This is a genomic window from Lignipirellula cremea (genome assembly GCF_056501455.1).
The window spans coordinates 4,813,894-4,837,977 of record NZ_CM151415.1 but is presented as its reverse complement, the minus strand read 5'-3'; the positions used below and the strand labels follow the sequence as shown (position 1 = coordinate 4,837,977).

The 24,084-nt window shown below is 64.6% G+C and carries 15 protein-coding genes; 9 read left to right on the top strand and 6 right to left on the bottom strand.

Annotated features, from left to right (window positions below; translation table 11 throughout):
• Positions 1-30: 30 nt before the first annotated feature.
• On the bottom strand, positions 31-3,162 hold the full coding sequence (locus SH602x_RS18800; RefSeq protein WP_479473777.1) for a hypothetical protein: 3,132 nt from the start codon (positions 3,160-3,162) through the stop codon (positions 31-33).
• 532 nt (positions 3,163-3,694) lie between these two features.
• On the opposite strand from SH602x_RS18800, the gene SH602x_RS18795 reads away from it, so the two are divergent.
• Both SH602x_RS18795 and lptB read left to right on the top strand, forming a co-directional pair.
• On the top strand, positions 3,695-5,533 hold the full coding sequence (locus SH602x_RS18795; RefSeq protein ID WP_479473776.1) for a S26 family signal peptidase: 1,839 nt from the start codon (positions 3,695-3,697) through the stop codon (positions 5,531-5,533).
• A gap of 291 nt (positions 5,534-5,824) precedes the next feature.
• Positions 5,825-6,937 carry an LPS export ABC transporter ATP-binding protein gene (gene lptB / locus SH602x_RS18790; RefSeq protein ID WP_479473775.1) on the top strand — a complete coding sequence of 371 codons (1,113 nt, stop codon included), beginning with the start codon at positions 5,825-5,827 and terminating at the stop codon, positions 6,935-6,937.
• Positions 6,938-7,050: 113 nt separating this feature from the next.
• Here the strand turns inward: lptB and SH602x_RS18785 are convergent, their stop codons facing one another.
• The 3 genes from SH602x_RS18785 to SH602x_RS18775 all read right to left on the bottom strand — a co-directional run bounded on the left by SH602x_RS18785 (position 7,051) and on the right by SH602x_RS18775 (position 12,747).
• Positions 7,051-9,618: a RecQ family ATP-dependent DNA helicase gene (locus tag SH602x_RS18785; RefSeq protein WP_479473774.1), complete on the bottom strand. Its 2,568-nt coding sequence runs from the start codon at positions 9,616-9,618 to the stop codon at positions 7,051-7,053.
• A 120-nt stretch (positions 9,619-9,738) separates the two neighbouring features.
• On the bottom strand, positions 9,739-11,364 hold the full coding sequence (locus tag SH602x_RS18780) for a hypothetical protein (RefSeq protein ID WP_479473773.1): 1,626 nt from the start codon (positions 11,362-11,364) through the stop codon (positions 9,739-9,741).
• Positions 11,365-11,712: 348 nt separating this feature from the next.
• Positions 11,713-12,747 carry a hypothetical protein gene (locus SH602x_RS18775; protein ID WP_479473772.1) on the bottom strand — a complete coding sequence of 345 codons (1,035 nt, stop codon included), beginning with the start codon at positions 12,745-12,747 and terminating at the stop codon, positions 11,713-11,715.
• A gap of 153 nt (positions 12,748-12,900) precedes the next feature.
• Between SH602x_RS18775 and SH602x_RS18770 the strand changes: the two genes are divergently transcribed.
• On the top strand, positions 12,901-13,902 hold the full coding sequence (locus SH602x_RS18770; RefSeq protein ID WP_479473771.1) for an aldo/keto reductase: 1,002 nt from the start codon (positions 12,901-12,903) through the stop codon (positions 13,900-13,902).
• 10 nt (positions 13,903-13,912) lie between these two features.
• Here SH602x_RS18770 and bioB read toward each other — a convergent pair whose 3' ends face one another.
• Complete coding sequence (gene bioB / locus SH602x_RS18765) at positions 13,913-14,956, bottom strand: biotin synthase BioB (RefSeq protein WP_479473770.1); 1,044 nt, start codon at positions 14,954-14,956, stop codon at positions 13,913-13,915.
• Between the two features lie 187 nt (positions 14,957-15,143).
• Here bioB and SH602x_RS18760 point away from each other — a divergent pair, with 187 nt between their 5' ends.
• Complete coding sequence (locus SH602x_RS18760; protein ID WP_479473769.1) at positions 15,144-15,740, top strand: hypothetical protein; 597 nt, start codon at positions 15,144-15,146, stop codon at positions 15,738-15,740.
• 202 nt (positions 15,741-15,942) lie between these two features.
• Complete coding sequence (locus SH602x_RS18755) at positions 15,943-17,172, top strand: PQQ-binding-like beta-propeller repeat protein (RefSeq protein WP_479473768.1); 1,230 nt, start codon at positions 15,943-15,945, stop codon at positions 17,170-17,172.
• Positions 17,173-17,206: 34 nt separating this feature from the next.
• Here SH602x_RS18755 and SH602x_RS18750 read toward each other — a convergent pair whose 3' ends face one another.
• Positions 17,207-18,349: a serine/threonine-protein kinase gene (locus SH602x_RS18750; RefSeq protein WP_479473767.1), complete on the bottom strand. Its 1,143-nt coding sequence runs from the start codon at positions 18,347-18,349 to the stop codon at positions 17,207-17,209.
• Positions 18,350-18,531: 182 nt separating this feature from the next.
• Between SH602x_RS18750 and SH602x_RS18745 the strand changes: the two genes are divergently transcribed.
• From SH602x_RS18745 to SH602x_RS18730, 4 genes are all read left to right on the top strand, one after another.
• Positions 18,532-20,040, top strand: coding sequence for a carboxypeptidase M32 (locus SH602x_RS18745; RefSeq protein ID WP_479473766.1), 1,509 nt, complete (start codon positions 18,532-18,534; stop codon positions 20,038-20,040).
• 161 nt (positions 20,041-20,201) lie between these two features.
• Complete coding sequence (locus SH602x_RS18740; RefSeq protein WP_479473765.1) at positions 20,202-22,292, top strand: protein kinase domain-containing protein; 2,091 nt, start codon at positions 20,202-20,204, stop codon at positions 22,290-22,292.
• Positions 22,293-22,581: 289 nt separating this feature from the next.
• Entirely contained in the window at positions 22,582-23,244 is a 663-nt protein-coding gene (locus tag SH602x_RS18735; protein ID WP_479473764.1) for a hypothetical protein, read from the top strand.
• A 128-nt stretch (positions 23,245-23,372) separates the two neighbouring features.
• On the top strand, positions 23,373-24,047 hold the full coding sequence (locus SH602x_RS18730) for a 3-keto-disaccharide hydrolase (RefSeq protein ID WP_479473763.1): 675 nt from the start codon (positions 23,373-23,375) through the stop codon (positions 24,045-24,047).
• The last annotated feature ends 37 nt before the right edge of the window (positions 24,048-24,084 follow it).

Genomic DNA, 24,084 nt, shown 5'->3' with positions numbered 1-24,084 from the left:
GGTGAATTTATCCGCGATGAGCGGTAAGGGTTATCGGGACGCCGTATCCGGCGCCGGAGGCGGGGCGATCTTCGACAGGCCGTCAGCCGGCTTGCCGAGATCCTTCTGTACCCCCTTGAGCACGTCATCGAACTTTCGTTTCCATTCCGATCCGCCCATGTCCGGCATCGCCTTGGCGACCTCGACGATGGACTTCTCCGCCAGGTCGAGATGCTTCTTCTTCTGTGCGGCGTCTTTGGAGGCGAGCGCGTAGCCGCGCAGGGCCTCCGCCATCCGCAACCGGGCGAGGAAGAAGGTGTCCATCATGTTGTTTTCAGGCTTCGCGTTCTGGCGCGCGACGGAGCTGAGTCGCGTCCAGCCCCAGATGACGTTGCGCTGGGTCTTGGCGTCCTTGCGGGCGCCCATGATGGCGGAGAAGTATTGCTGGGGATCCTGTTTCCCCCACTTCATAAGCGTTTCCGCGGCTTCGGTTTGCACGTTGAGAACCGAGTTGTTCGGGCCCAGCACTTTCTCGAAGCGAGCGATGGCGCTCTGGTAGTCGCCCAGTTCCCGATCGATCATCGCGAGCTTCATCTCGACGGTTCGGGCGACGTCGGCGGGAAGCCAGTCGCCCCCCTTGTTCGCGCCCATCGAGAGGATCTGCTCGTAGGCGCCGCGGGCCTGTTCGTAATAGCCCTTCGCGGCGGGAGTCGCGACGCCGTCAGGACCGACGGCGCTTTGCGCGATGCCGTAGAAGGTTTCCGCGACCCAGACCTGCACGTCGAGTTGCTGGGCGCCTCCGCGAACCTGTTCGAGGAAGGCGGCGAAGGCCTTGGAAAGCGCTTCGCGCTGGGCGGGCGGAGCGTTTTCGAGCTGCTTCTGCAGGTCCTGCGCGATGGAAATGTAGATCGCGACGAGCGTCTTCTTATCCGGGATCGTGCCGTCGAGCGCCGTCATCGTCTGCTTGGCCTTCTCGATCGCTTCGTTGGCGCTGGCGCCGGAGGCGATGGAGGAGACGTACGAGCGAAGAGCGACCTTGTACGCTTCGGCGGCGATCTTCGGTTCGATGTCCGAGGCGCCCGCTGCGAGTTTCGGGAGCACGCCTTTGTCGGGATTTTCGAGCAGGGCGATCGCATCCTGGGCCCGGTCGGAGCCGACGAGAATCTGCGCGAGGAAGATGACGGCCAGCGCCTCGGTCTTTCCGTACTTCTCGGTCTGCATCCGTTCGACGCCCCCTTCGAGCGTCGTCAGGGCCGTCTGCTGCAACGCTTCCCGCCGCATCTGCAGGGCGGCGATCTCTTCGGCGGGAGCTTCCGCGGTTTCCAACTCCCGAAGCTTGGCGCCCCCTCGCAGATACTCCGCCCAGGCGATCTGTCCGACGAGGAGGTCCATCTGCGCCCGCACCGGCGAGTCGAGCGGGATCTGCTGCAGCAGAGCCATCGCGTCGTCGATCTTGCCCGCCTGCAATTGCATCGGAATGAGCGTCCCGATCGCGGCGGCAGCTTCCGGCTGGCCCTTGAACGCTTCGCCCATGTAATTGGCGACGCTTTCGGTCCGCGTCAGGTAGAACTCCTTCAGCGATTCGTCGGCGTCGTCGAACAGCTTCTTGTACGACGCCAGGGCGATGCGACCGCAATAGGGAGCCGTCGGATCTTCCGATGTACGACGGGCGACGAACTCTCCCAGCACCCCGGCGGAGAGCAGATCCTCGTTGCCGTAGTACAGCAGCGTCAGGAAGTACCGGACCCGGCCCAGCGCCGCAGGATCTTCGTCGGGCCCGGCGAGTCGCAGCGCGTCGCGGAAGTATCGGAGCGCATCGCCCCGGGCCTTGGCGATCGTCTGGCCGAGTTCTTCGACCTGCTGCTGGAGTTCGGCGTCGGCGCCGCCGCCCTCTTTCAGTCGGGTCTGGATCGTCTTGAGGGTCGCTTCGCTCGACTGGGCCACGTCGAAAGCGTCTCGTCCGGCCTGCTGAGCTTCCGCGAAAGTCGTCGGTTCGATCTGTTCCCCGGCCGCATCGGGTCCGCCCAGCGCGACGAGCAGCTCGCGCGCTTCTTTCTGCAGGTCGCCCTGAACGTTGCTGACCTGAAACGACAGGGCCTTGGCCCGACGCAAATCCTTTTGAGCGTCGCTTCCCTTGGGATTGGCCGCGGCTTCGGCCCGGGCCTTGAGCGCCTTGGCGAGCGACAACTTCATCTGAAGGAACTGGGGCTCCCGCTCTTCGGCCGGTCGGGCCGTGTCCAGCATGGCGCCGACCTGAGTGACGGTCTCGTCGAATTGCTTGATCGATTCGTGATTCCAGCACTGCGCCGCGACGGCGAGCGCCTGAATCTTCATCCCGCGCAGGCCCGGATCTTCCTGCTCGAGCACTTCCTTCGCCGCGGCGATCGCGTCGGCGTAGCGGCCCATCCTCAGATAGGCGTCGGCCTGAAAGACCTTCGCCTGGAAGCCCGCGTAGAAGATGCGATAGGCGTCGTAAATTTCGCCGAACTCGACGATTGCCTGATTCATCCGCTTTTCGTATTCGGCCTTGTTCTCTTTTGTGATCTCCGCCTGTTCGACGGTCATCACGGCGGAAAGCAGCCGCACGGCCTGGTAGGTCTGGCGGTACTGGTCGCGGTTTTCGCGGATGGTTCTCTGGGCGGGGTCGTTTTCGTTAAGGACCTTCGGAATGGCTTCGAGCCGCTCCTTCAGGTTCTCGCGGATGGTTTGGAAGCTCTGATATGCCTGGCTGTAGAGCTTGTCCGCTTCGGCGAGCTTCGCTTTGTCGGTCCCCTTCGCGTCGCGGACGAGCAGCCGCGCCTGGGCGATGAGGATGTTCGCCATTTCCTTCCGGGCGGCGGGCACGAGCGCGCTCGTGCCGTTCTTCGTCAGGAATTCGTTAAGGTGGCCTTCGGCCTCCTTCAGCAGCTTGATCTTCTGATCGCGGTTGGCTTCGACGCCAGCGAGTTCGACCAGCGTGAGGCCCCGTTCGTAGGGAACCTGCGCTTTGAAGAACGGACTGACGACCTCGCTCGTTTCCGCCGAGGTCAGGTAATCGAGCGCCGTGTCGTAATACCCCTTCGCCCGAAGCGCCTCGAGGAACATCGGCGCAGGATCTTCGGCCCGCACGACGGCGGATCCGCCGACAGCGAGGAGCATCGCCCCGAACGTCAGGACTCGGGCGAAACGCTTACGTTCGATCATGAATCAGCCAATCCGTTCGTGGGCGAAACGGTCTTGTCGTCGATCGTTCGCGGCGCCGCGAAGCGAACGCTTCAGGCGGTCTGCCGGGACGAGCCGAGGAGTTCCGATCCTGTCCCCTGAGAGAGCGGGCGCACGAAGCCGCCCCGGAGAGCCTACGGGAGAATCAGGACCGAAAAGAGAAGACAAAGTCATTGTGCCCCGCGTCGCCCGGAAATCCAAGACGTGGACGACAAGAATCGACGCCTGGATCGCCCGTCGCCTTCGGTAGCGAGCGTCTCGCTGCGCGAAGCGTTCGCTACCGAAGGCCGCTCCGCGATCCGCGCCAGGCGGATTGCCTGCCGTTCCCCCCGGAAACGCGAGAGCCGGACGAAAGGTACTCGACACTTTCGGCAGTTTGAGAAAAATGCGGACGCCGCTGCCGACGACTGAGGGGCAGCGTGAAAGCGACGTTCCTGCCGATGGCGGCTTCCCCGTATAATCGAGGGTCCGCGCGCTTGCCCGCGGGAGCCTCTCCGTTTCGATCCGGATGCCGATGGCTGACGTCGCCGCGAACCCCTCCGCCGATCCCTATTTCGACGCGATCGCCTCGCGCTCCACGCGCGAGACCGTCGAATCGATCCTGATTGCGCTCGTCCTGGTCGTGATGTTCCGGGCGTTCGTGTCGGAACCGTTCATCATTCCGACCGGATCGATGGCGCCCGGCCTGATGGGGTACCACCTCGACGTCGAGTGCGATCAGTGCGGTCAGCGCTTCGCCGTGAACGCGTCGAAGGAGAATCCTTACGAGCCTCCCCCGCCGGGCTACGAAGGGATCGGTGTCGCGGGCGTCTGCCCCGTCTGCCGGTATCCGCAGCCGTTCGATCGAGGCATCGACCGGAATCACGACGCCTACGCGGGCGACCGGATTCTGGTCAACAAGTTCAGCTACCTGCTGGCCGAGCCGCAGCGCTGGTCGGTGATCGTCTTCAACAATCCCTACGATCCCTACCAGAACTACATCAAGCGACTGATCGGCCTGCCGGGAGAGACGCTGCAGATTCATCGCGGCGACATTCGCACGAAGCCGACGAACGACGCCAGCGCGGCGCTGGTCATCGCCCGCAAGCCGCCGCAGAAGGTCGGCGCCCTGCTTCATATCGTCGACGACACCGATCGTCGGCCGCCGATCTGGAAGGCGAGCGGCTTCCCGGAACGGTGGCGCCTGTCCGAGGACGAAGCCTCGGCGAAGGTCTGGAAGGATCGCGTCGCCGCGCCGGACCCGTCGGTCGACGGTTTCGCCTGGATGGAATATCGCCATGTCATCCCGACGCCCAACGACTGGCGACGGATGGAAACGGGCCAGCCGATCGAATCGCCTGAGGCTTACGAAGGCGAACTGATCACCGACTTCTACGCCTACAACGCGCATGTGCAGGTTCCGCCTCGCGACGTCGCTGTCGCGGTGCGGATGATTCGCGATCCCGAAACGGCAGGGTCCTTCACCGATCGCTTGTCGCCCCGCGGGCTTCACTGGGTCGGCGATCTGGCGCTCGACGCCGACTTGGTCCTGAAGGAAAAGCAGGGAGAAGTCGCGCTCGTCCTGATCGAAGGGGGGCGGCGTCACGTCTGCACGATCGATCTCGCGACCGGCGTCGCGACGGCGACCATGGAACAGGGAACGGCACGACCGTCCTTCACCGACGGCGCGGGCGAGACGTATCCTTCGGTCGCCGCCACGACGAACGTCGTCGGACCGGGCAGGCGGAGCGTCCGCTTCGCCAACTGCGACAATCAGCTTTACCTCTGGATCGACGGTCGCAGTATCGCGTGGGATCGACCCGCGACGTTCGATCGCGAAGACGTTCGGCCCGTCTGGACGCCGGAGGATCCGGGCGATCTCGCGCCGGCACGGATCGGGGCGAAGAACGCGTCGCTGGCCGTCGCCGCGCTGCGGGTCTTTCGCGACGTCTATTACATCTCCTTGGAGGGAGGCGCCGGGGACTTTCGCGGCCTGGCCGATTACGAGGAACTCGAACGTTACGTTCCGATGCCGCTGCCGGGAGACTTCGCCGGCTCGCGGGGCGACGTCGAAGACCCGTTCTTCCTGAAGATGCCCCTCGCGGAGAAGTTCAAGAATTACCGGGCGTGGGCGAGCGAGCCCCTGTTCGCGAAAGAGAACTACCGCGCGACGGAGTACCGGATCGCGGACGACTGTTTCATGCCGCTGGGGGATAACTCTCCGGCGAGTCAGGATGCACGCTACTGGCCCGAACCCTGCGTTCCTCGCGACCTGATGATCGGGCAGGCGCTCTGCATTTACTGGCCGCACGCGTGGAACCGACCGATCCCGATGATCACCCCCAACGTCAGTCGGATGAAGTTCATTAGGTAGGAGACGACGCGAGGTGTGTCGCGGAACGAAAGGTCTTCGTAGGGTGGGTCATTGGCCCACCATGAAGCAGCGAGGGCTTGCAGTACGAGGCGGAGTTCGACGAAATAGACCGGCTCGACGAACTGGCCGAACGAACAGACCAAAAAAGGTGGGTCAATGACCCACCCTACGAGGTAAAGCTGCTTACGCGGCGATCAGACAAAGCCGCTTCGCGGCGATAAGACAAAGCCGCTTCGCGGCGATAAGACACAGCCGCTCGGCGGCAGTTCTCGCGATTCAGGGAGGAATCGGATGAACGTTCTGGAAGTGGACGGACTGGCGAAATCGTTCGGCGCCAAGCAGGTCGTCAAGGGCGTCCGGTTCGAGGTCGGCGAGTCCCGCATCGTCGGATTGCTCGGCCCCAACGGCGCCGGTAAGTCGACCTGCTTCAAAATGACCTGCGGGCTGATCGTGCCCGACCGCGGCAGGGTCATCCTCAACGGCGCCGACGTGACGCGTTGGCCCCTGCATCGCCGCGCCCGCGAAGGACGCATGGGCTACCTGGCCCAGGAGCAGTGCATCTTCGCCCGGCTGACGGTCGAACAGAACCTGCTCGGCCTGATGGAAATGCTGGGCATGGGCTATCGCGAGCGTCGCGATCGGTGCGAGGAACTCCTCGACAGCTTCGGCCTGATCGAGCATCGCCGGAAGCAGGCACGACGCCTGTCAGGCGGTCTCAGGCGACGGCTGGAAATCGCCGGCTGTCTGGTCAACCGACCGAACATCGTGATGCTCGACGAACCGTTCGCCGGCGTCGATCCCGTGACCGTGCAGCAGCTTCAGCGTTATATCTGCATGCTGCGGGACCAGGGGATCTCCATCTGGATCACGGACCACGCAGCCCATGCGATCCTGGAGATCACCGACTACACCTACGTCGTAATGGACGGACTGGTCGAGGTCGAGGGTCCGCCTGCCCAGATCCGGAATCATCCGAAGGTGATCGAGCAGTACCTGGGCGAATCGTCGCCCGCGCAGGGAGGGCTCGCGCCAGCTCGCGGATCGTACGACGCACGTCCCGCCGACGATTCGCAGGCTCCTGCGCGGGACTGGAAGAGTCGCATCCTCGGTCGACACGATCGGGCGCATCGCGGCGCCGAAACGGCGGAGGTCGCTCCCGCTTCGTCGCGCGTCGCCGCTCGCCGGGTGGAGACGCCCGCGACGCCTGTCGAACCGCGTCGCGAGGAAATCCCCGTTCCTGTGACGAAGGCCGCCGCTGCCGCGGAAGAAGCGAAGCGAAAGTTCGATCTGCGGATCGACTCGGCAGAGACCGATGCGGTGCAGACCCGCGTCCGCCGCAACCTGTTGGCCCGACAGAGCGTCCACGAGCAGGAGACGCTCGACGAGGACGACGGGAAGTGGTGAGCGGCGTCGGGTCAACGGGTCGCCGAATTCCTGAGCGGGGGGTGTGAACCCCCCGAGCTTCTCGCGTCGCACCCAGCTTCGGCTCGGAGGGTTCACACCCTCCGCTCAGAGAATCAGAAGATTTCGTCCGGCGGCAGGTTCAGGTGGCTCCGCACGACCGCGAGGGGAAGTCGCCGGATGCGGGCGCACTCTTCGATCGTGAAGCCGCGGTCGTTCAGCATCCGCGTCCAGAACGGATCGTCGGCGTCCGGCGCTTTGACGACGGGCGCCGGCTTCGGCGAAGAACGCGGCGTCGGCTTCGGCGATGCGACGGTCGACGCAGCAGGCGAGACGGGCGGAGCGTGAGCCGCGTCGGTGCGGGTGCGCGGAAGTTCGTCGAACGCCGGTTGGTCGTCGAAGTCGTCGTCCACGGCCGACGCGAAGGCGGCGTTGGCGTCCGCCAACTCGATGGCGGGTTCTGCCGACCGTTCCGCGAAAAGATCGCCTGACGCTTTGCTTGCAGGCGAACCGTTCGTCGCATTTCCGACGGTGACCGCCGGAGCGACCGCCGGCTTCGGGGCGCTTCGTCGTTCCAGGCGATCGAGCCGGGACGCGACCGCGGGAGGCCAGGGAATCGGAGGCAACTCGCCCCCCTTCATCGCCGCTTCGCCATGCATGGTCAGCCGCACCAGCGGGCGGAATCGCGTCCGCTCGAACGACTCGATCAGGTTCGTCGCCAGAAGCGCGTCGAGCGCGGCGGAAATATCCTTCAGTTGCCAGTCGGAAAGGATGCCGAACGTGGAGAGCGAATCCAGACGCAACTGGGCGATCTTCGACGCGTCCGAACCGCACAGCATCTGCGCGATGATCTGCTTGCCGAAGCGTTCCTTCCCGCGTGCGACGCCGCTCAATAGCTTCCGTGCGAAGTCCGCCGCCGCGACCGACGACGAAGCGACGGCGATCGCCCGCGGAGTGCGCGAGGTCGTACCGCCGTCCTCGGGACGACACCGGTCGCACGTCCCGCAGGGCGCCGCGTTCTCTTCGCCAAAGTAGCTCAGGATCTCCGCCTGCCGGCACCGCATCGAGAGCGCGTACTGCACCACGCAGTCGAGCCGCCGGTACTCCTCGTTCTTTCGGGCGTCGAGTTCGGAGAAGTCGAGATCGAGCGCCGAGAAGGATTTCTCCGGCGCGACGACGCGGACCGCCCTGCCCCGGAACGGCGGCGCGTAGTCGAACCATTCGGACTTCGACAGTTCACGCAGCGCGGTCGCGACCGACGCCCTCGGCAGCGAGGTCTTGCGTTCGATGTCTTCGATGCGGAAGTAGACCCGCTCGAAGCGGAACTCGCCCACGATCGATTCGATCGCATGCGCGACCAGGCGCCGGTTCTTGGCGTTCTTCGGAACCAGCAGGTCGAGCCCTGTGACGTCGGTATCGACGCGAACCGTCGCCAGGTTCTGGTGCGCGTGAATTCGCTCGATCGCGCCCGACTTTTCCAGCATCTGCTCGCAGGCGCGGATCCCGTCGAGGCCGAGCGGCAAGTTAAGCGCGTCCTTCAGTTCCTGCTGCGTGATCTCGACCGGTTGATCGCTGCGGGTGCGGAGGAATTCGTACGTCTCCTGCACGATCGACTTCGACGGGAATGCGTTCTCGATGAAGAACGACTGCATCCGCTTGTCGGCAGGCGAATAGAAGAGCATGCACCGCGAAGGTAGGCCGTCGCGGCCCGCACGGCCCGCCTCCTGGTAGTACGCCTCGAGCGTGCCGGGAATGGCGTAGTGAATCACGTACCGCAGGTCGCGCTTGTCGATCCCCATGCCGAAGGCGTTCGTGGCCGCGATCAGGTCGATCCGCCCCGCCATGAAGTCGTCCTGCACCTGCCGGCGGCGTTCGGGATCGAGACCCGCGTGGTAGACGCCGACCGACTTGGTGGTCCTGCCGCCGATCAGCGACGCGACCTCCTCGCAGCGCTTGCGCGTGCCGGCGTAGACGATACCGCTTCCCTCGTGCGACTCGATATAGTCGATCAGCCGCTCGTCCTTTTCGGCTCCCTGATGCAGGGTTTCGCTTTCGAAGCGCAGGTTGGGACGCGAGAAGCCCGTGACGAACGTGGCCGGGTCGCGCAGGCCCAGCGTGCGAGCGATGTCCTCGCGGACGTCGGGCGTCGCCGTGGCCGTGAGCGCGATCGTCTGCGGATAGCCGAGCCGTTCGCGGAAGCGTCCGATCCGGGCGTAATCGGGGCGGAAGTCGTGCCCCCATTCGCTGATGCAGTGGGCTTCGTCGACGGCGAGCAGGCCGACCTTCACCGACTTCAGCGTGCGAACGAACGACAGGCTTTTCAGGCGTTCCGGCGCGACGTAGACCAGGTCGTACTCGCCCGCGATCAGGCGCCGCGTCCGCTCGCTGACCTCTTCCTGATCGAGCGAACTGTTCAGGCAGGTCGCCGAGACGCCGATCCGCTGGAGCGAATCGACCTGATCCTTCATCAGCGCGATCAGCGGGGAGATGACCAGCGTCAGGTCATGCCGCACGATCGAAGGAAGCTGATAGCAGAGGCTTTTACCGCCGCCGGTCGGCATCACGCAGAGCGCGTCGCGACCCTCCAGCACGGCCCGGACGACGTCTTCCTGTCCGGGACGGAAGTCGCTCCAGCCGAACCGGGCGAGCGCCTCCGAAAGATCCTCCTTCGCGATCTGGGACATTCCGCCGATGCCGAGGCGACTACGTACGATCCGAACGTGCGTTCAGAGTACGAGAAATGGCCCGTGACGGAAACCGGCGAAGGGAGATTCGCCTCGAACAGATCTGTCGTGCCCCCAACGTCAGCGTCGCGCAGTTGAGCGGGCTGCGTCGAGCAAGGCCAGTTCTTTGCGCCAGGCTTCGCGTCGCGAGCTATCGATCTCCTCGTCGCGATCGGTCTGCTCGGCGGCGTCGATTCGCGACGATAAAGCTTTGACGACATCTCGTCGAACGTCGTCCGGAAGTTCGTCGCCTCGCAGACGTTTCAAGATCATCTCGCGGCCAAACGCACAGCCTGACAGGATGACGAGCGATCGCAAGCGCCGGCCTCGGCTCGCTTCGACGACCTCGCTACGCCACCAGCGCTCGACGGCGGCGTCCTGTTCCTCAGGAAGCGGCTCGTCGATCCGTAACAGGACCTCGATCGCAAGGTTTTCAAGCGTCGATCCCGCTTCCGCGGAGCGAAACTCGGCGAGGCAGGCTTCTCGGCACTCGTCGTCGACCGATTCCAGCCGATGTGCTCGAAGCAAAGCGTCGAAAAAGGGATCCTCCCTCAGTTTCTTCCACTCGACCTGGAACATCGCGGAGGGCGATTCGCCGAGATCGAACAGTGCGTCGCACAGGCTCGCTCGCAGGGGGCGAAGCGATGGCGCGTCGCAGGTGATGAGGATCAGCCTCACGGACCGCAGAAAATGATGTAGTCGCATCGCACCGTAGCGGGCCTGGGCCTCGCGCGAGACCAGCGACGGATCGTCAGGATATCCTTCCAGATCGTTCGCCATCGCGTCGGCCAGGTCGCCGAGCGCTTTCGTCAACACAGGGGCGAGAGCCGATACCTCCGGTATGCCGAGTTCGACCTCCGCTTCGAAGATCGTCGTCCGAAGGCGGTTCTCGATTTCCTTTAGCCGTTCGGCGTCGGACAGCTTCTCGGCGTCGGCCGGATCCACAGGAACGAAGTCTCGTTCGGGATCGTGCTGATCTTTTTCATAGGCAAGCGCTGCGCGATTCGCCGCTTGAATTCCTTCGCGTGCCACGGCGACTTCAGGGCGTCGATAGACCGCGGAGGCGATCGCTGCTTCCATCGCCAGCGCGGCCGCGTCCTGATCCAGCGTCGTCGTACGGATCTCCTTCCAATCCATACTGACGAGGTCCCCTTCCTCGGCGGCGACGGCCGTCCCGATCGCCTCGATGCTCGCCGCGGACGGGCAAAAGTCGGTTCGCCGTCGAGCGAAACCGCCGAAGACGAAAGAATTCAGGTTGTCCGATACGACGATTTGCCCCCAGACAGAACCATAGCGAAGCTGGTCGTCGGGCGATCGAACGCGAATCGCGACCAGCGGGTTATCTGAATGGAAGAGGTGCAAACATCGCGTGCGCTCGTCCCATACAATCCGCTCGATCTTCTTGCGGAGAGCCGCCGCTAAGAATTCCGACAAGTCGAGCTGAACCTCGTACGACTCCCCCGGCGGCAGGTCGGAGACGTCTTTGAACTGGAACTTCGCTGCATCGTTGCGAAAGCGCCAGGGAGAATGCGCGACGCGAATCCAGTGTCCCGAGTTGTCGAGGCGGAAGCCCTGCTCGTTTCGACCAAGAGCTATCGGCGCCTCGCGAGCGTCTCGTATGAGAAACCAGCAGGAGTCGTCTTTCTTCTCGACCAGGAACTTCAGGACGGAGACCGCGGATCCCGGGTCGGGTCCGGTAGAAATCATCGCGAATTCGAGCAGCCATCGCTCCGACTCCGAATCCGTGAATCGCAATGCCTCTGCTTCCTCCTCGACGACTCGAAGCGTTTCATCGATAGAGACGCTTCCCGACGGGTGCGCAAATAGCCTACGCACACCCCGCAGCGTCGTCGCAGTCTCTTCCGGCGGTTCCGCCTTCGCGAATGCCCCGCACGCTGTCGCAAGGACGATGAGAGCGAGAAGAAAGTGGCGCAACATCGCTCTGCCTGCGTGCAACGTCGATAAAGCCCCGCCGAGCGCTCGGCGCAAGCGGAGAAGTCGTCGGCGCTGCCGTCCCGACGCGGCGCTTTAGAATTCAGTTTAGCGAACGGCGACTTACGGCATGCGAGGCAGTTCGACGTTGCCGTGATAGCGGCGGTTGAACTCCGCGGGGTCGTAGGGATTCGTTTCGACGGGGCGCGTAGCGGCGCCTTCCGCGAAGCCGGCGGTCCGGACGCCCGTTCCGCCGGGCGAAGGCGCTGAAGCGGACGATGACGAAAAATCCGCGGTCGAAGCCGAGGTTCCCGATCCGGCAGCAGCGTCCAGCGCCTGTGCCAGCGAAACGAGCAGATCGCGCACCTTGTCGCCCGAGGGGCCAGCGTGCGCGCGCGTGGCGTGGCGGATGGCGGGGCTCTGCGAACTGCCGTCGTGGAGAAACCTTCGCACCGCGGCGAAGTTTTCGTCCGTGATTTCGTCGACTGGCTGGACCGCGATCGGATAGGGACGCAGGCGAAACTCGCCGCCGGAAGGGCCGCCGTGGCAGCGGGCCGCCGCGCAACCGAAGACGACCTGGGCCTGAACCTTCTCCGCGAAGTAGGTCCGCGGATCGACGGTCGGTTCCGAAGAGAACGCCGTCGCGGGCGTCACGTTGCCGGGGATCGCCGCTTCCGGACGAGCGGCGGCCAGACTCGACGCCTCGGCTCTTGCCCTGCCCTGGAGACGCCGTTCAAGCTGTGGAAGCTTGGGATGTCGCGGATCGATTTTCGACAGCGCCAGGATCTGGTCCGCCGCGCGGTGCAGGAGGTCTTCCTGCAGGCACCATTCGACCAGCTTCGCCCGATCGTCGACGGCCGCCGGCAGCAGGCCGTCGCGGCGGATCGCGTACGCCTCTTCCAGCGATTCGGCGATGACGAGCGACTGATCGATCGGAACGCGGATCTCTCCGCCGGCGCCGAGCTGGATCAGAAGCTGGTCCCCTAGCCGGGTGACGGAACCGCGAACGGTCCGTCCGTTCTTGAGCACGACGACGCCCTCGCCCGCGGCCAGTTGGAAGGCGTCGAGTTCTTTCTGCGCAGCGACCTCCGCGATCGGCCCCCATGCGACGAGCGAAACGGCGATCAGCGACAGGATCAGCGAGAGCGTCGAACGCATGAGCGATCGGGGACGGAGGCGTTCGCGCGCGGTAGAATCGCCCCCTTTCTGCGGGAGCGCTCCGCGCGCCGGCGGGATCGTCGCTTTCGAGGTCGCTCACCGTCAAGGTCGATTCGAAAACAGGCGAGCGCTCAACTCCTCGATCACGAACTTATGCTTGCCACGACCCTCCCACGCACCGACATTCAGGTTTCCCGCCTTGCGCTCGGTACGTGGGGGCTGGTCAGCGGAGCGCACTGGGGCGAACGGCGCGCGGAAGATTCCCGCGCCGCGATGGCGGCGGCGCTCGATCGGGGCGTGACGTTCTGGGATACCGCCGAAATGTACGGCGACGGCGCCAGCGAAACGCTGATCGGCGATTTCCTCGCGGGCGGTCGCCGAGATGAGGTCGTGCTCGCCACGAAGATGAAGCCAGAGAAGAACGATCCCGCGAAGCTTGCCCTCGCCTGCGAAGCGAGCCTGAAGCGCCTCCGCACCGATCGTATCGACCTGTACCAGGTTCACTGGCGAACGGACGACGCCCGGATCGAAGACGTCTGGGCGACGATGCTTAAACTGAAGGAGCAGGGGAAGATTCGCGCCGCGGGCGTCTGTAACTTAGGCGTACAGGATCTGGGCGAAACCCTTCGCAGCGCCGAGAAGCCGGCGACGAACCAGATTCCCTACAACCCGCTCTGGCGGGCGATCGAGCACGAGATCGCTCCGCTCTGCCTGCGCGAGGAGGTCGGGATTCTCGTCTACAGTCCGCTGCAGCAGGGCCTGCTGTCGGGCAATATCGGCTCCGTCGACGACGTCGTACCGGAGCGGCGTCGGTCGCGGCACTTCGCGGGCGATCGGCCCAACGCCCGGCATGGCGAGCCCGGCCAGGAAGAGCGGACGTTCGTCGCCATCGCAGAGCTTCGCGCGATCGCCGCCCGGGCGGGACTGACGCTTCCCGGCCTCGCGATTCGCTGGGCGCTGGCGAAGGACTTCGTGACCGCGGTGATCTTCGGCGTGCGGGACGCCGACCAGCTACGCACGAACGTCGACGAGGCCCAGTCGCCTCTGCCGGACGACCTCATGCACGAGGTCGATCTGGCGACAGCCGACCTCTACGCCGCGCTCGGAGCGAATCCCGATATGTGGGAAGGCGAAGCGAAGAGCCGCTACCGTTAGCTCCGTACTTCTACGCTTCAGCAGCCTGCGTTTCCGCGACGGTCGCTTCCGCCGCGGCGCCGACGACGGTCTCTTCGTTTCGCGTGACGACGAAGCCGAGGTCCTCGATCATGCGATAGTCCTCTTCGGGCGGCTGGCCCGAGGTGGTGAGGTAGTCGCCGACGAAGATCGAATTGGCGGGATAGAGCCCCAGCGGTTGCAGGCTGCGGAGGTGGAGTTCGCGACCGCCCGCGATGCGAAGTTCGCTGGTCGGATTGACGTAGCGGAACATGCAGAGCGCCTTGAGGCACTTCGCAGGGGTCAGGTCGGTCGGTCCCGCGAGCGGCGTGCCGTCGACCGGGTGGAGGAAATTGAGCGGGATCGACTCGGCCCGGAACTCGCGGAGGTGCATGGCCATCTGCACCAGATCCGAGGGTCGCTCGCCCATTCCCAGGATGCCGCCCGAGCAGACCTCCATGCCGGCGTCGCGGACCGCCCGGAGGGTGCCGACGCGGTCGGCGTAGGTGTGAGTCGAGCAGATGTTGCCGTAGTGCTCTTCGCCCGTGTTCAGATTGTGGTTGACCCGATCGACGCCGCACGCCTTGAGGCGGTCCGCCTGTTCGGGCTTCAGCAGTCCCAGGCACGCGCAGATCTTCAGGTCGTACTGCTGCTTGATCTCGGGAACGATCGTCTCGATCGCCTTGATCTCCCGCTCGTTCGGTCCCCGGGCGGAAATCACGATGCAGTAGGTCTTCGACTGCCGCTCGTACGCCAGGCGGGCGCCGTCGAGCAGTTTCTCCCGGCTCAGAATGTTGTAACGCGGGATCTCCGCGGTCGAGCCCTTCGCCTGCGAGCAGTAGGAGCAATCCTCCGGGCAGAGGCCGCTCTTCGCGTTCATCAGGAAGTAGAGCTGAACCGTCTTCCCGAAATACCGCCGCCTGATCCGGTAGGCGCCGGCGAGAATCTCCAGCAACTCGTCCTCCGGCGCCTCCAGGATCGACAGCGCCTCGTCCGAAGTGACGGGCGTCCCGTCGAGAACGCGGTCGGCAAGTTCCATCCAGTCGCAAGCGGACATGCGCAAGTCTCTTCCCGAGCGGCGGCGGTTCGCGACGGATCAGCGGTTTCCCCGACTCTCCGTCGCAGCGTAAGATGACGGCGAATCGCGGGCGAGAAGAACAGTCCTCCCGCCGGCGTCTCGCGAGCGTCGCTCGATCTTACCGACCGAAGAAACCAGCGTCGACGACGCCAGAATAGGAAATTCGATGCCGCACGGCGGCCAGAAGTATTTCATCCGCTTCGGGGTCGCCGGCCACGTCGGTCGCTTCGGAAGCGAGATTCCCCGGGAGCTACGTCGGGGCGATCGAATCGTCGCCCGAACTTCCCGCGGGCTGGAACTGGCCGAGGTTCTGGGCCCCGTCGAGGAGGATGCGGACGGGGGCGAAGGCTTCGACGATTCGACCGACGGGATGATCCTGCGTCCGGTCCTCGACACGGACGAGCTGCTTCAGGTGCGGCTGGCCCGGTATCGCGACCGGGCGTTCGACGCCTGCCGGAAGTGGCTGGACGAAAAGAGCATTCCCGGCACGCTGGTCGACGTGGAGCACCTGCTGGACGGGGAGTCGCTCTTCTTTCATTTCCTCGGCGATCCGCCCGAACTCGACTTCGCTGCTTCGGAAGAGTTGGCCGCGCTCTACGAGAAGAAGGTCCACTTCCGCCGGTTCGCCGATGCCCTGCAGCAGGGTTGCGGGCCAGGCTGCGGAACCGAATCCGCCGCGAACGGGTGTGCGACCGGCGGCTGCGGATCCTGCGCGACGGGCTGCGGCGTAAAGAAGGCTCGGACGAACGCGACCCTGTCGTGATGAGCGAAGGGAGTCATCTCGTAGGGTGGGTCATTGACCCACCTTCTTTCTGCGCGAGTCGACCAGGAAGAAGCCGGCTTTCTATTCGTTTCCTTTCTCGAGTTCGAAAAAAGGGTGGGTCAATGACCCACCCTACGGAACCGCTCTTCAACGTCAGGCGCCGTCGATGCTCAGAATCATTGCGTTCCTCGCGATTTGCTCTATGTCGACTCTCGGCAGCGCCTCGCCGGCGTTCGCCCAGAACGCGCAGGGCTGGCCGCAGTTTCTGGGGCCGAATCGCAACGGCATCTCGACCGAAACTGGACTGATCGCTAGCTGGCCGAAGGGAGAGTTGGACGAGGTCTGGCGGGTCCCTGCCGGCGGCATCGGAATGTCGGGCATCGCGATCAGCCGCGACCGCGCGCTGACGATGATTCAGTCGGACGGTCAGCAGCACGTCCTCTGCCTTGACGCTAAAAGCGGCAAGAAGATCTGGCAGGTTCCGGTCGCGGAGGAGTACGGCAACGCGCAAGGGGATGGACCGCGGGCGACGCCGACGATCGCTGGCGATACGGTCTTCGCGTATACGGGTCAGGGAATTCTGGTCGCCCTGCGATTCGACGACGGCAAGATCGTCTGGACGCGGAACTGCGTGGAGGACCAGGGCGGCGAGCCGGCCGAGTACGGGATGTCCTGTTCGCCGCTCGTAGCGGGCAAGCAGGTCGTCGTCACGGTGGGAGCGCCGAAGGCGACCGTCGCCGCTTACGACGCGGCATCGGGCGAACCGGTCTGGCAGGCTGGCGCTGGCGAAGCGCCGGGCTATTCGTCCCCTTTGCTGCTGGACGTCGGCGGTCAAAAGCAGATCGTCGCGTTCACCGGCGCCGCGGTGCATGGGATCGCGCCGACCGGCGGCAAGCTGCTATGGAGTTATCCGTTCAAGACCGACTACGCCTGCAATACGGCGTCGCCGATCGCCGTCGACGGGCAGGTCTTCATTTCCGCGGGGGAGAACCACGGCAGCGTCCTGCTGAAGCTCACGCCCAGCGCGAACGGGTTCGACGCAACCGAGGTCTGGTCGTCGTTCGGTCCGGAGAGCGTCCTGCGAAACGAGTGGCAGACGTCGGTCCTGATCGACGGATATCTCTACGGCTTCGACAACGTCGGCGGAGCGGGCCCTGTCACGCACCTCACGTGCGTCGACGCGGCGACCGGCGAAAGAGTCTGGCAGGAGATCCGCTTCGGCAAGGGCAACCTGATCGCCGCCGACGGCAAGCTGCTGATCTCGACCATGAAGGGCGAACTCGTGCTGGTCGAAGCCTCGCCCAAGGCGTTCCGCGAGATCGGTCGCCAGACGATCCTCGGCCCGACGCGTCAGGCGCCGGCGCTCGCCTCGGGCCTGGTCTATCTGCGCGACGATCAGGAAATCGTCTGCATGGATCTGCGGAGGAAGTAAGCCTGCGCTGCGGACTCGGTCGAACGCGTCCGCCTCAACCCGCACCGCCCGGAGCCTTCTGCGCGTCGATTTCGAGCAGGGCTTCGATCCAGAGCCGGACGTCGTTCTCGAATTCGCTCGAGAGGTTGCTCATGACGAGCTGCCGGTGGAACGCGGCGGCGCCTTCCTTGACGAAGGCGGCCTCGTCGGCGTCCTTGAACCGCGAATTCGGATCGGGAGCGATCAGGCGCCGGCAGAAACTCATCAGCAGGCCGTTCACGCTCACCTCGGGCGGCAGTTCGCGGTCGAGTCGCCCCGGCAGCGAAAGCTTCGCCTCGATCAGTTCCCCCGGCGTCCCGATGCCCGCGAAGAGCGGCTTTCCGGCCAGCAGTTCGATCAGCACGTAGCCGAGGCTGGCAAGGTCGCTCTGGAAGGTGCATTCCTGCCGTTCGAGCGTCTCGGGCGCCGCGTAGGCCGGCGTGCAGGGCCGCAGCGCCGGCGGATCGTCTTGGTAGAACGCCGATCCGATGTCGACGATCTTCGCGTTGCCCGTCCGTTTGAGCATGACGTTGCTCGGTTTCACGTCGCCATGCACGATCCCCTGGCGGTGCAACGCGGCAAGCCCGGCCAGGCACTCCCGGATCACGGCGACCGCCACGCCTGGTTTCATTCGCGGATGGGCCGGACCGTCGGTCACGACCACGTTCTGCAGGTAGTCCCAGTTATCCTTCGGGACGTGATCGCGAATCCTCAGCAGCATGAACGGATTGAGGAGCTGCCGGAGGTCGTAGCCTTCGATCCACTCCATCGCCATGATGCGGATGCGGCGACGATCGATGAAGTCGTGAACGTCCAGCAGGTTGTTCTGGTGAATTTGCGAGACGCGAGCCGAGACGTTGGCGATCCGCTTCATCGCCGTGTCGTAATCGAGCGGCTTCTCGTAAGTTTCGGGCGAGAACACCTTGAGCGCGACGGGAATGGTGAAGCCGTCGGCGCCGCGCCGCTCCGACAAATAGACGACGCCCTGCCCTCCTTCGCCGAGCTTTCGCAGGTAGGGATAGTGCGCGGTCCAGCTCTGCCGGGGCTCGGTCAGCAGCCGGTCGTAGATCTCGACCAGAGGATTCGGAACGCGAGGCGCTCCTCCTTCCCGCTGAATCGTGCGGGTCAGGTCGGGCAGCGTCGAAGAGGGTCCGAACATGCGGTCCTTGTCGGCGGGAGTCGAGGCGGAGAGCTGACGGCGGAAGGTGACCGACCGCCGGCGATCTCGGGGCGGCCGCGTTGACGAGGCCGACCGCGTCCGCCTACGTTTGACGCTTCGCCGAATCGGCAGGTCGCGAGCGGGCTCGCGGCGACCGATCGGTTCGCATCGATGAAGCGAAGATGTCGGACAATCTATACGCGACCGTCTGTGAATACTATCGCGAAACGGCGCTGCTCGAGACGGTCGCCGAGACGCTGGCATGGGACGAACGCACGAATCTGCCACCCGGCGGAGCCGATTACCGGGGTGAGCAACTGGCATACCTCGCCAGGGAAATCCATCGCCGAAGGACCGCGCCGCAGGTCGGCGAATGGTTGCAGACGCTCTCCGGCGCCGATCTCTCGAAGAACGATCCCGACGCGATAACCGACATCCGCGAGATGCGCCGCGAGTACGATCGCCGACGCAGGCTGCCGGAGAAACTGGTGTCGGATCTGGCACGACTTACCGTGGAAGGGCAGCAGGTCTGGGCCCAGGCCCGCCGCGCGAACGACTTCGCCAGCTTTCGGCCCGTGCTCGAAAGAATCGTCGCCAGGAAACGCGAAGAGGCCCAGGCGCTGGGAGGGGGCGAGTCGCTGTACGACGCGCTGCTGGAAGATTACGAACCGGGCGCGACCGCCGCGCAGATGACGACGCTGTTCGCGGGACTGCGCGACGCGCTGGCGCCGCTGGTGCGGAGCGTCGTGGAAAGCGGTCGCGAGGCGCCGACGGAGATCCTCCGGCGGCTCTATCCGATCGAGGCACAGCGTCAGTTCTCCGTCTTCGCGGCGAAGCGGATCGGGTTCGACTTCGATCGCGGACGGATCGACGTCTCGGCCCATCCCTTCTGCTCCGGCATCGCGCCGAACGACTGCCGCCTGACCACGCGGTATTCCGAAAGGCTCTTCCCCAACGCCTTCTTCGGAACGCTGCACGAGTCCGGGCACGGCCTGTACGAGCAGGGACTGCGGAAGGACCGTCATGGCCTGCCGAGCGGGACGTACCTGTCGCTCGGCATCCACGAGTCGCAGTCGCTGATGTGGGAGAACTTCGTCGGTCGCAACCGGGGCTTCTGGCGGCATTTCTTTCCTGCCGCGCAGGGCGCCTTTCCCGAGGCGCTGGGCGACGTCGACGCCGAGGCGTTCTACTTCGCGATCAACTCGGTGCGCCCGTCGCTGATCCGCGTCGACGCCGACCAGGCGACGTACAGCCTGCACGTGATCGTGCGGTTCGAACTGGAGATCGCGCTGCTCGAAGGATCGCTGGCGGTCGCCGACCTGCCCGGCGCCTGGAACGAAAAGTACCAGAAGTATCTCGGCGTACAGTCGCCGACGGATTCCGACGGCGTCCTGCAGGACGTCCATTGGTCCGCCGGCCTGTTCGGATACTTTCCGACCTACACGCTCGGGCATCTGAACGCAGCCCAGATGTTCGAACAGGCGAAGCAGGATCTGGGCGATCTGGACGAGCAGTTCGCGCGGTGCGAGTTCCGTCCCCTGCTGGAGTGGCTGCGCGAGAAGGTGCATCGAGTCGGCCGAACCTGCACCTCTCCCGAACTGATCGAACGCGTCACGGGACGGCCCCTCTCCCAGGAGCCGTTCCTCGCCCATCTCCGCCGGCGGCTCGGTCCGCTATACGGCATCGAGTGAGCATGATCGCGGAGGTCGCATAATTCGTCCGCGGGAGATTGCTCCAAGCTCTTGGATGGGATACCGTCAGGTTTCCTCTCGCTCGAACTCCAGCAGCCTTTCTTTTTTGCTTGCCGCGAAATCGGTAGGGCGAAGCTGCGCCTATTCTTCGAGAGGGACGCGTGAACGAGCCACTAGGCGTCGATCCGCCCACGTCTTGCCCGCAGTGCGGTCGCAGGCTCGATGCGACGCTCAGCATCGACGGCTCGCTCGTTTGTCCGTCGTGCGCTCATTCCACGACGTCGTTAGCAAGCGAGGGGCGTTCCACCCGGGTGTTCGGAACCGACGACGCCTCGGCATCCAGCGACGGAGAGCGCTTCGTCCTGGCCGGCATCCTCGGTCAGGGCGGCTTCGGCATCGTCTACAAAGCCTTCGATCGAACGTTGCGTCGCCACGTCGCGATCAAGGCGCCGCGGAACACGAGCGGCGATTTCGACCCCGAGCAGTTCATTCTCGAAGCGCGAGCGGCCAGCGCTCTTCGGCACCCCAACATCGTGACGATCTTCGACGTGGGGTCGAAAGACGGCGAGCCGTTCATCGTGAGCGACTGCATCGATGGGGTGACGTTGCGAAATTGGCTGGAAGGTTCGCAAGCGAATTTCGAGGCCTGTGCGCGCCTCGTCGAGAAGCTCTGTCGGGCCGTCGCGTACGCGCATGCAGCGGACGTCGTCCACCGCGACATCAAGCCGAGCAACGTGATCGTCGACGACGACGACGAACCGCACCTGCTGGACTTCGGGCTTTCGCGAAGCCGAACGTCCGGTGAAGTCGTCGAGTTTCGCAAGAGCGTGCCCGTCGGAACGCCTGCCTACATGGCTCCGGAGCAGGCCTGCGGCGATTCGGACCGCATCGGCAAACCAGCGGACATCTACGCTCTGGGCGTGGTGCTGTACCAGGCGCTCACGCGACGACTCCCGTTCGTGGGAAGCCCGTCCCGGATCATCGATTCCATCCTGCACGAAGACCCCGTGCGACCGCGCTCGGTAAACCAGGCGATACCGCCGGGGCTCGAGGCGATCGCGCTGAAGGCGATGCAGAAGGACGTCGAGCGGCGATATGCCGACGCAGGATCGATGGCCGACGATCTGGTCCGCTACCTGGAGGGGAGACCCGTACGCGCGCTCGGCCGCCACGACGTTCGTTCGCTGACCATGACCGCGCGTCGCGGCTTCATCGGCGGCGTCGCCGCAGTCGCCACCTGCAGTCTCGTCGCTGCGGGACTGTGGATCGGCTGGCAGATCTACGAGGACGATCGGCGTGTCCGCGTCGCGGTCGAACGAGGCTCGTCCGATCAGAAGCTGACATGGATTCCGATCGATGACTACGTCGGCGCCGAGGTCGTCGATCGAGACGCACGAACGACAGGGGACCGTTCTCTGCTCCTTTCGCCCGGCCTTTATCGCATTCTGGCGGACGGACCCGACGGATGGTCGGAAGTTTGGAGAACCGTTCCCGAGCCGGGAGGTTCAGCTCCTTACGTTCACTACCTGAGAGACGGCAGCCAGATCCGTCCGAAATGGCTCGACTGGGATGCCGCCCCAGAGACCACGGTTCCCGAGATCGCGTACGTCTCGCCGTCGATCGTCGGATTCACCAGAATCGACGAAACCGAGTTCTCGCACTTCGCGGAGCGACCGGATCACCCCCTCTCCGGAATTCATCGAGTACCCGCGTTCTATCTGGCCGATCGGACGATCACCGTCGGGGAATTGATCGCCGAGTACGGCGATTCGTTCGGTAACGATGCGACGAAGCCTGGGTCGGAGGCGGTCATCAACTTCGAGATCGCCCTCGACTTCGCCGAGCGACGCGGCATGCGATTGATGACCGTCGAGGAGTGGCTTTGCGCAGCGACGAATCGCGGCGCGACCCGTTATCCCTGGGGCGATCAAGAGCCGATCGACCTCACGGAAGCGTCGTTGTCGTCGATCGACGTATGTCGCGACTTTCCTTCGATCGCCGGACTCTACTCCGGCAATCGCGAATGGACGCAATCGATCGTCGGCTACGGCGATCGTCGACCGACCGAGAAACTCGCGAAGGAGCGGCTTCGTCGTCGCTGGACGGTCGGCGTCGTCGCTCCCATGTCGACCGTTCGCCTGGCGAACTTCGCGTCGACGGTCGAACCGTTTCAGATTCGCGAAGAAACGCCAATGAATCGAACGGCGTTTCGTCTCGCCAGATCGGCATCGCTTCCGAAATTCGACGATTGAGTTGGTTGTTCGAAATCTTTTGCAACGCAGGAGTCTCGCAGCGATGAGAATCAGTTCGAAATGCGTGGCGACGTTCGCGATCGTCGCGGCCGTCGTCGGGGCCGCAGGATCGTCTGCGGAGGCCCAGTGCCGGTTACGACTGTTCGGCCAATTCCGTATGCGGACCTGTGCGGAGCGCTATTGTCCGCCTTCCGACTGCAAGCCGATCACCTGTTGCGAGCCCGCCGCGCAGGCGACCGGTTGCGATTCGTGCGCGACGCCGGTCAACAGGCTCTACGGAACGTCCCCGATGTATCCCGTTCTGTTTACGGGCTATGACGGGGTGTACTACCACTACGCGACTTCGTGTTGCGACCAAAACGATCTGCATGTCGGCGTCGCGACGTCGACGTACCCGCTGCCCCTGGTTTCTTGCAGCCCGACTCCAGGCCCGGAGCCGATTCCTGTGCCGGTCTTCGCCGTGCCGCCTATGTATCCCGCCACCTCGACCCATTATGGCGACCTGTCGCATGAATACCTCGGATATCACGATGCGAAAGCCGTGGTAGCGCCGCCCGATCCGGCGACGACGACTTGGCTTACCGTCGCGAAAGATGACCGTAATCGCGTCTACAGGTTCCACATCGAGGGCATCGACGAGCAGACGAAATGGTTTCTTCTCTTCTACGCGGAATCTCCCCTCACGGGCCGTCTCTACTTCGCTCGCGAATTCTGCGATGAAAGGGACAGAGTCACTTATGCCGCGGGCGGGTTCTCCGAGTTGACGGATCCGGTCAAGCCGGACCAGAACGGGCTTCGGCGTTCGAAAAAGATCGACCAACCGACCGTCGAAGGCCCGCTGTACAAGGCCAGATTGGAATCAGCGCAACTCCTGATCTCCGGGCGTGAAAAGCTCGACGCCGTCGTTCAGATCGTCGTTCACGGCGACTGGGGTTCGCCGATTTGCCCCTAGGTCTCGGGGCCTCGCCGTCAGGGATCGGGCGCCGCGCTGTCGTCTACAGCACGAGGCGGGCGGGAGTTCGATTACAATCGAGTTCCCGCCGCCTGACCCCACCGCCGGTTCTTCCTGGAGACTGCCTGATGCTTCGCAAGTTCGCGTTCCTGTCGCTCTGCCTGGCCGGCCTGATGGGGACGATCGCCCCGGGTTTCGCGGAAGAGACCCAGACTGCTGAGGAAAGCGGGTTTACGCCGCTCTTCGACGGCAAGACGCTCGAAGGCTGGGAAGGCGATACGGAAGGCTACGAGGTCCGCGACGGCGCGATCGTCTGTATCCCCTCGAAGGGCGGATTCCTCTACACCGACAAGGATTACTCCGACTTCGCGTTCCGGTTCGAATTCAAGCTCGGCGCTCCCAACGCGAACAACGGCATCGGCATTCATGTGCCGGTTCCCCCCGGCGATCCGGCCTACTCCGGCATGGAGATCCAGATTCTCGACGAGAACTACAAGGGGATCGCTCCGTATCAGGCCCATGGATCGGTCTACGGCGTCGTCGCCGCGAAGCGAGGTCACCAGAAGCCGAACGGGGAGTGGAACGAGCAGGAGATCCGCCTGAAGGATCGGCATATCACCGTCACGCTCAACGGCGTCGTGATCGTCGACGCGAATCTCGACGAAGCGACGAAGGACGGCACGCTCGACAAGAAGGAGCATCCCGGCCTGAAGCGGGAGAGCGGTCGCATCAGCTTCTGCGGCCACGGCGCCGAAGTGGCCTTCCGCAACGTCCGGCTGCAGGATCTGAGCGAGAAGAAGTAGTTCGCGAGTTCCCGACGCAAACGCCTCGGAGGGCGGA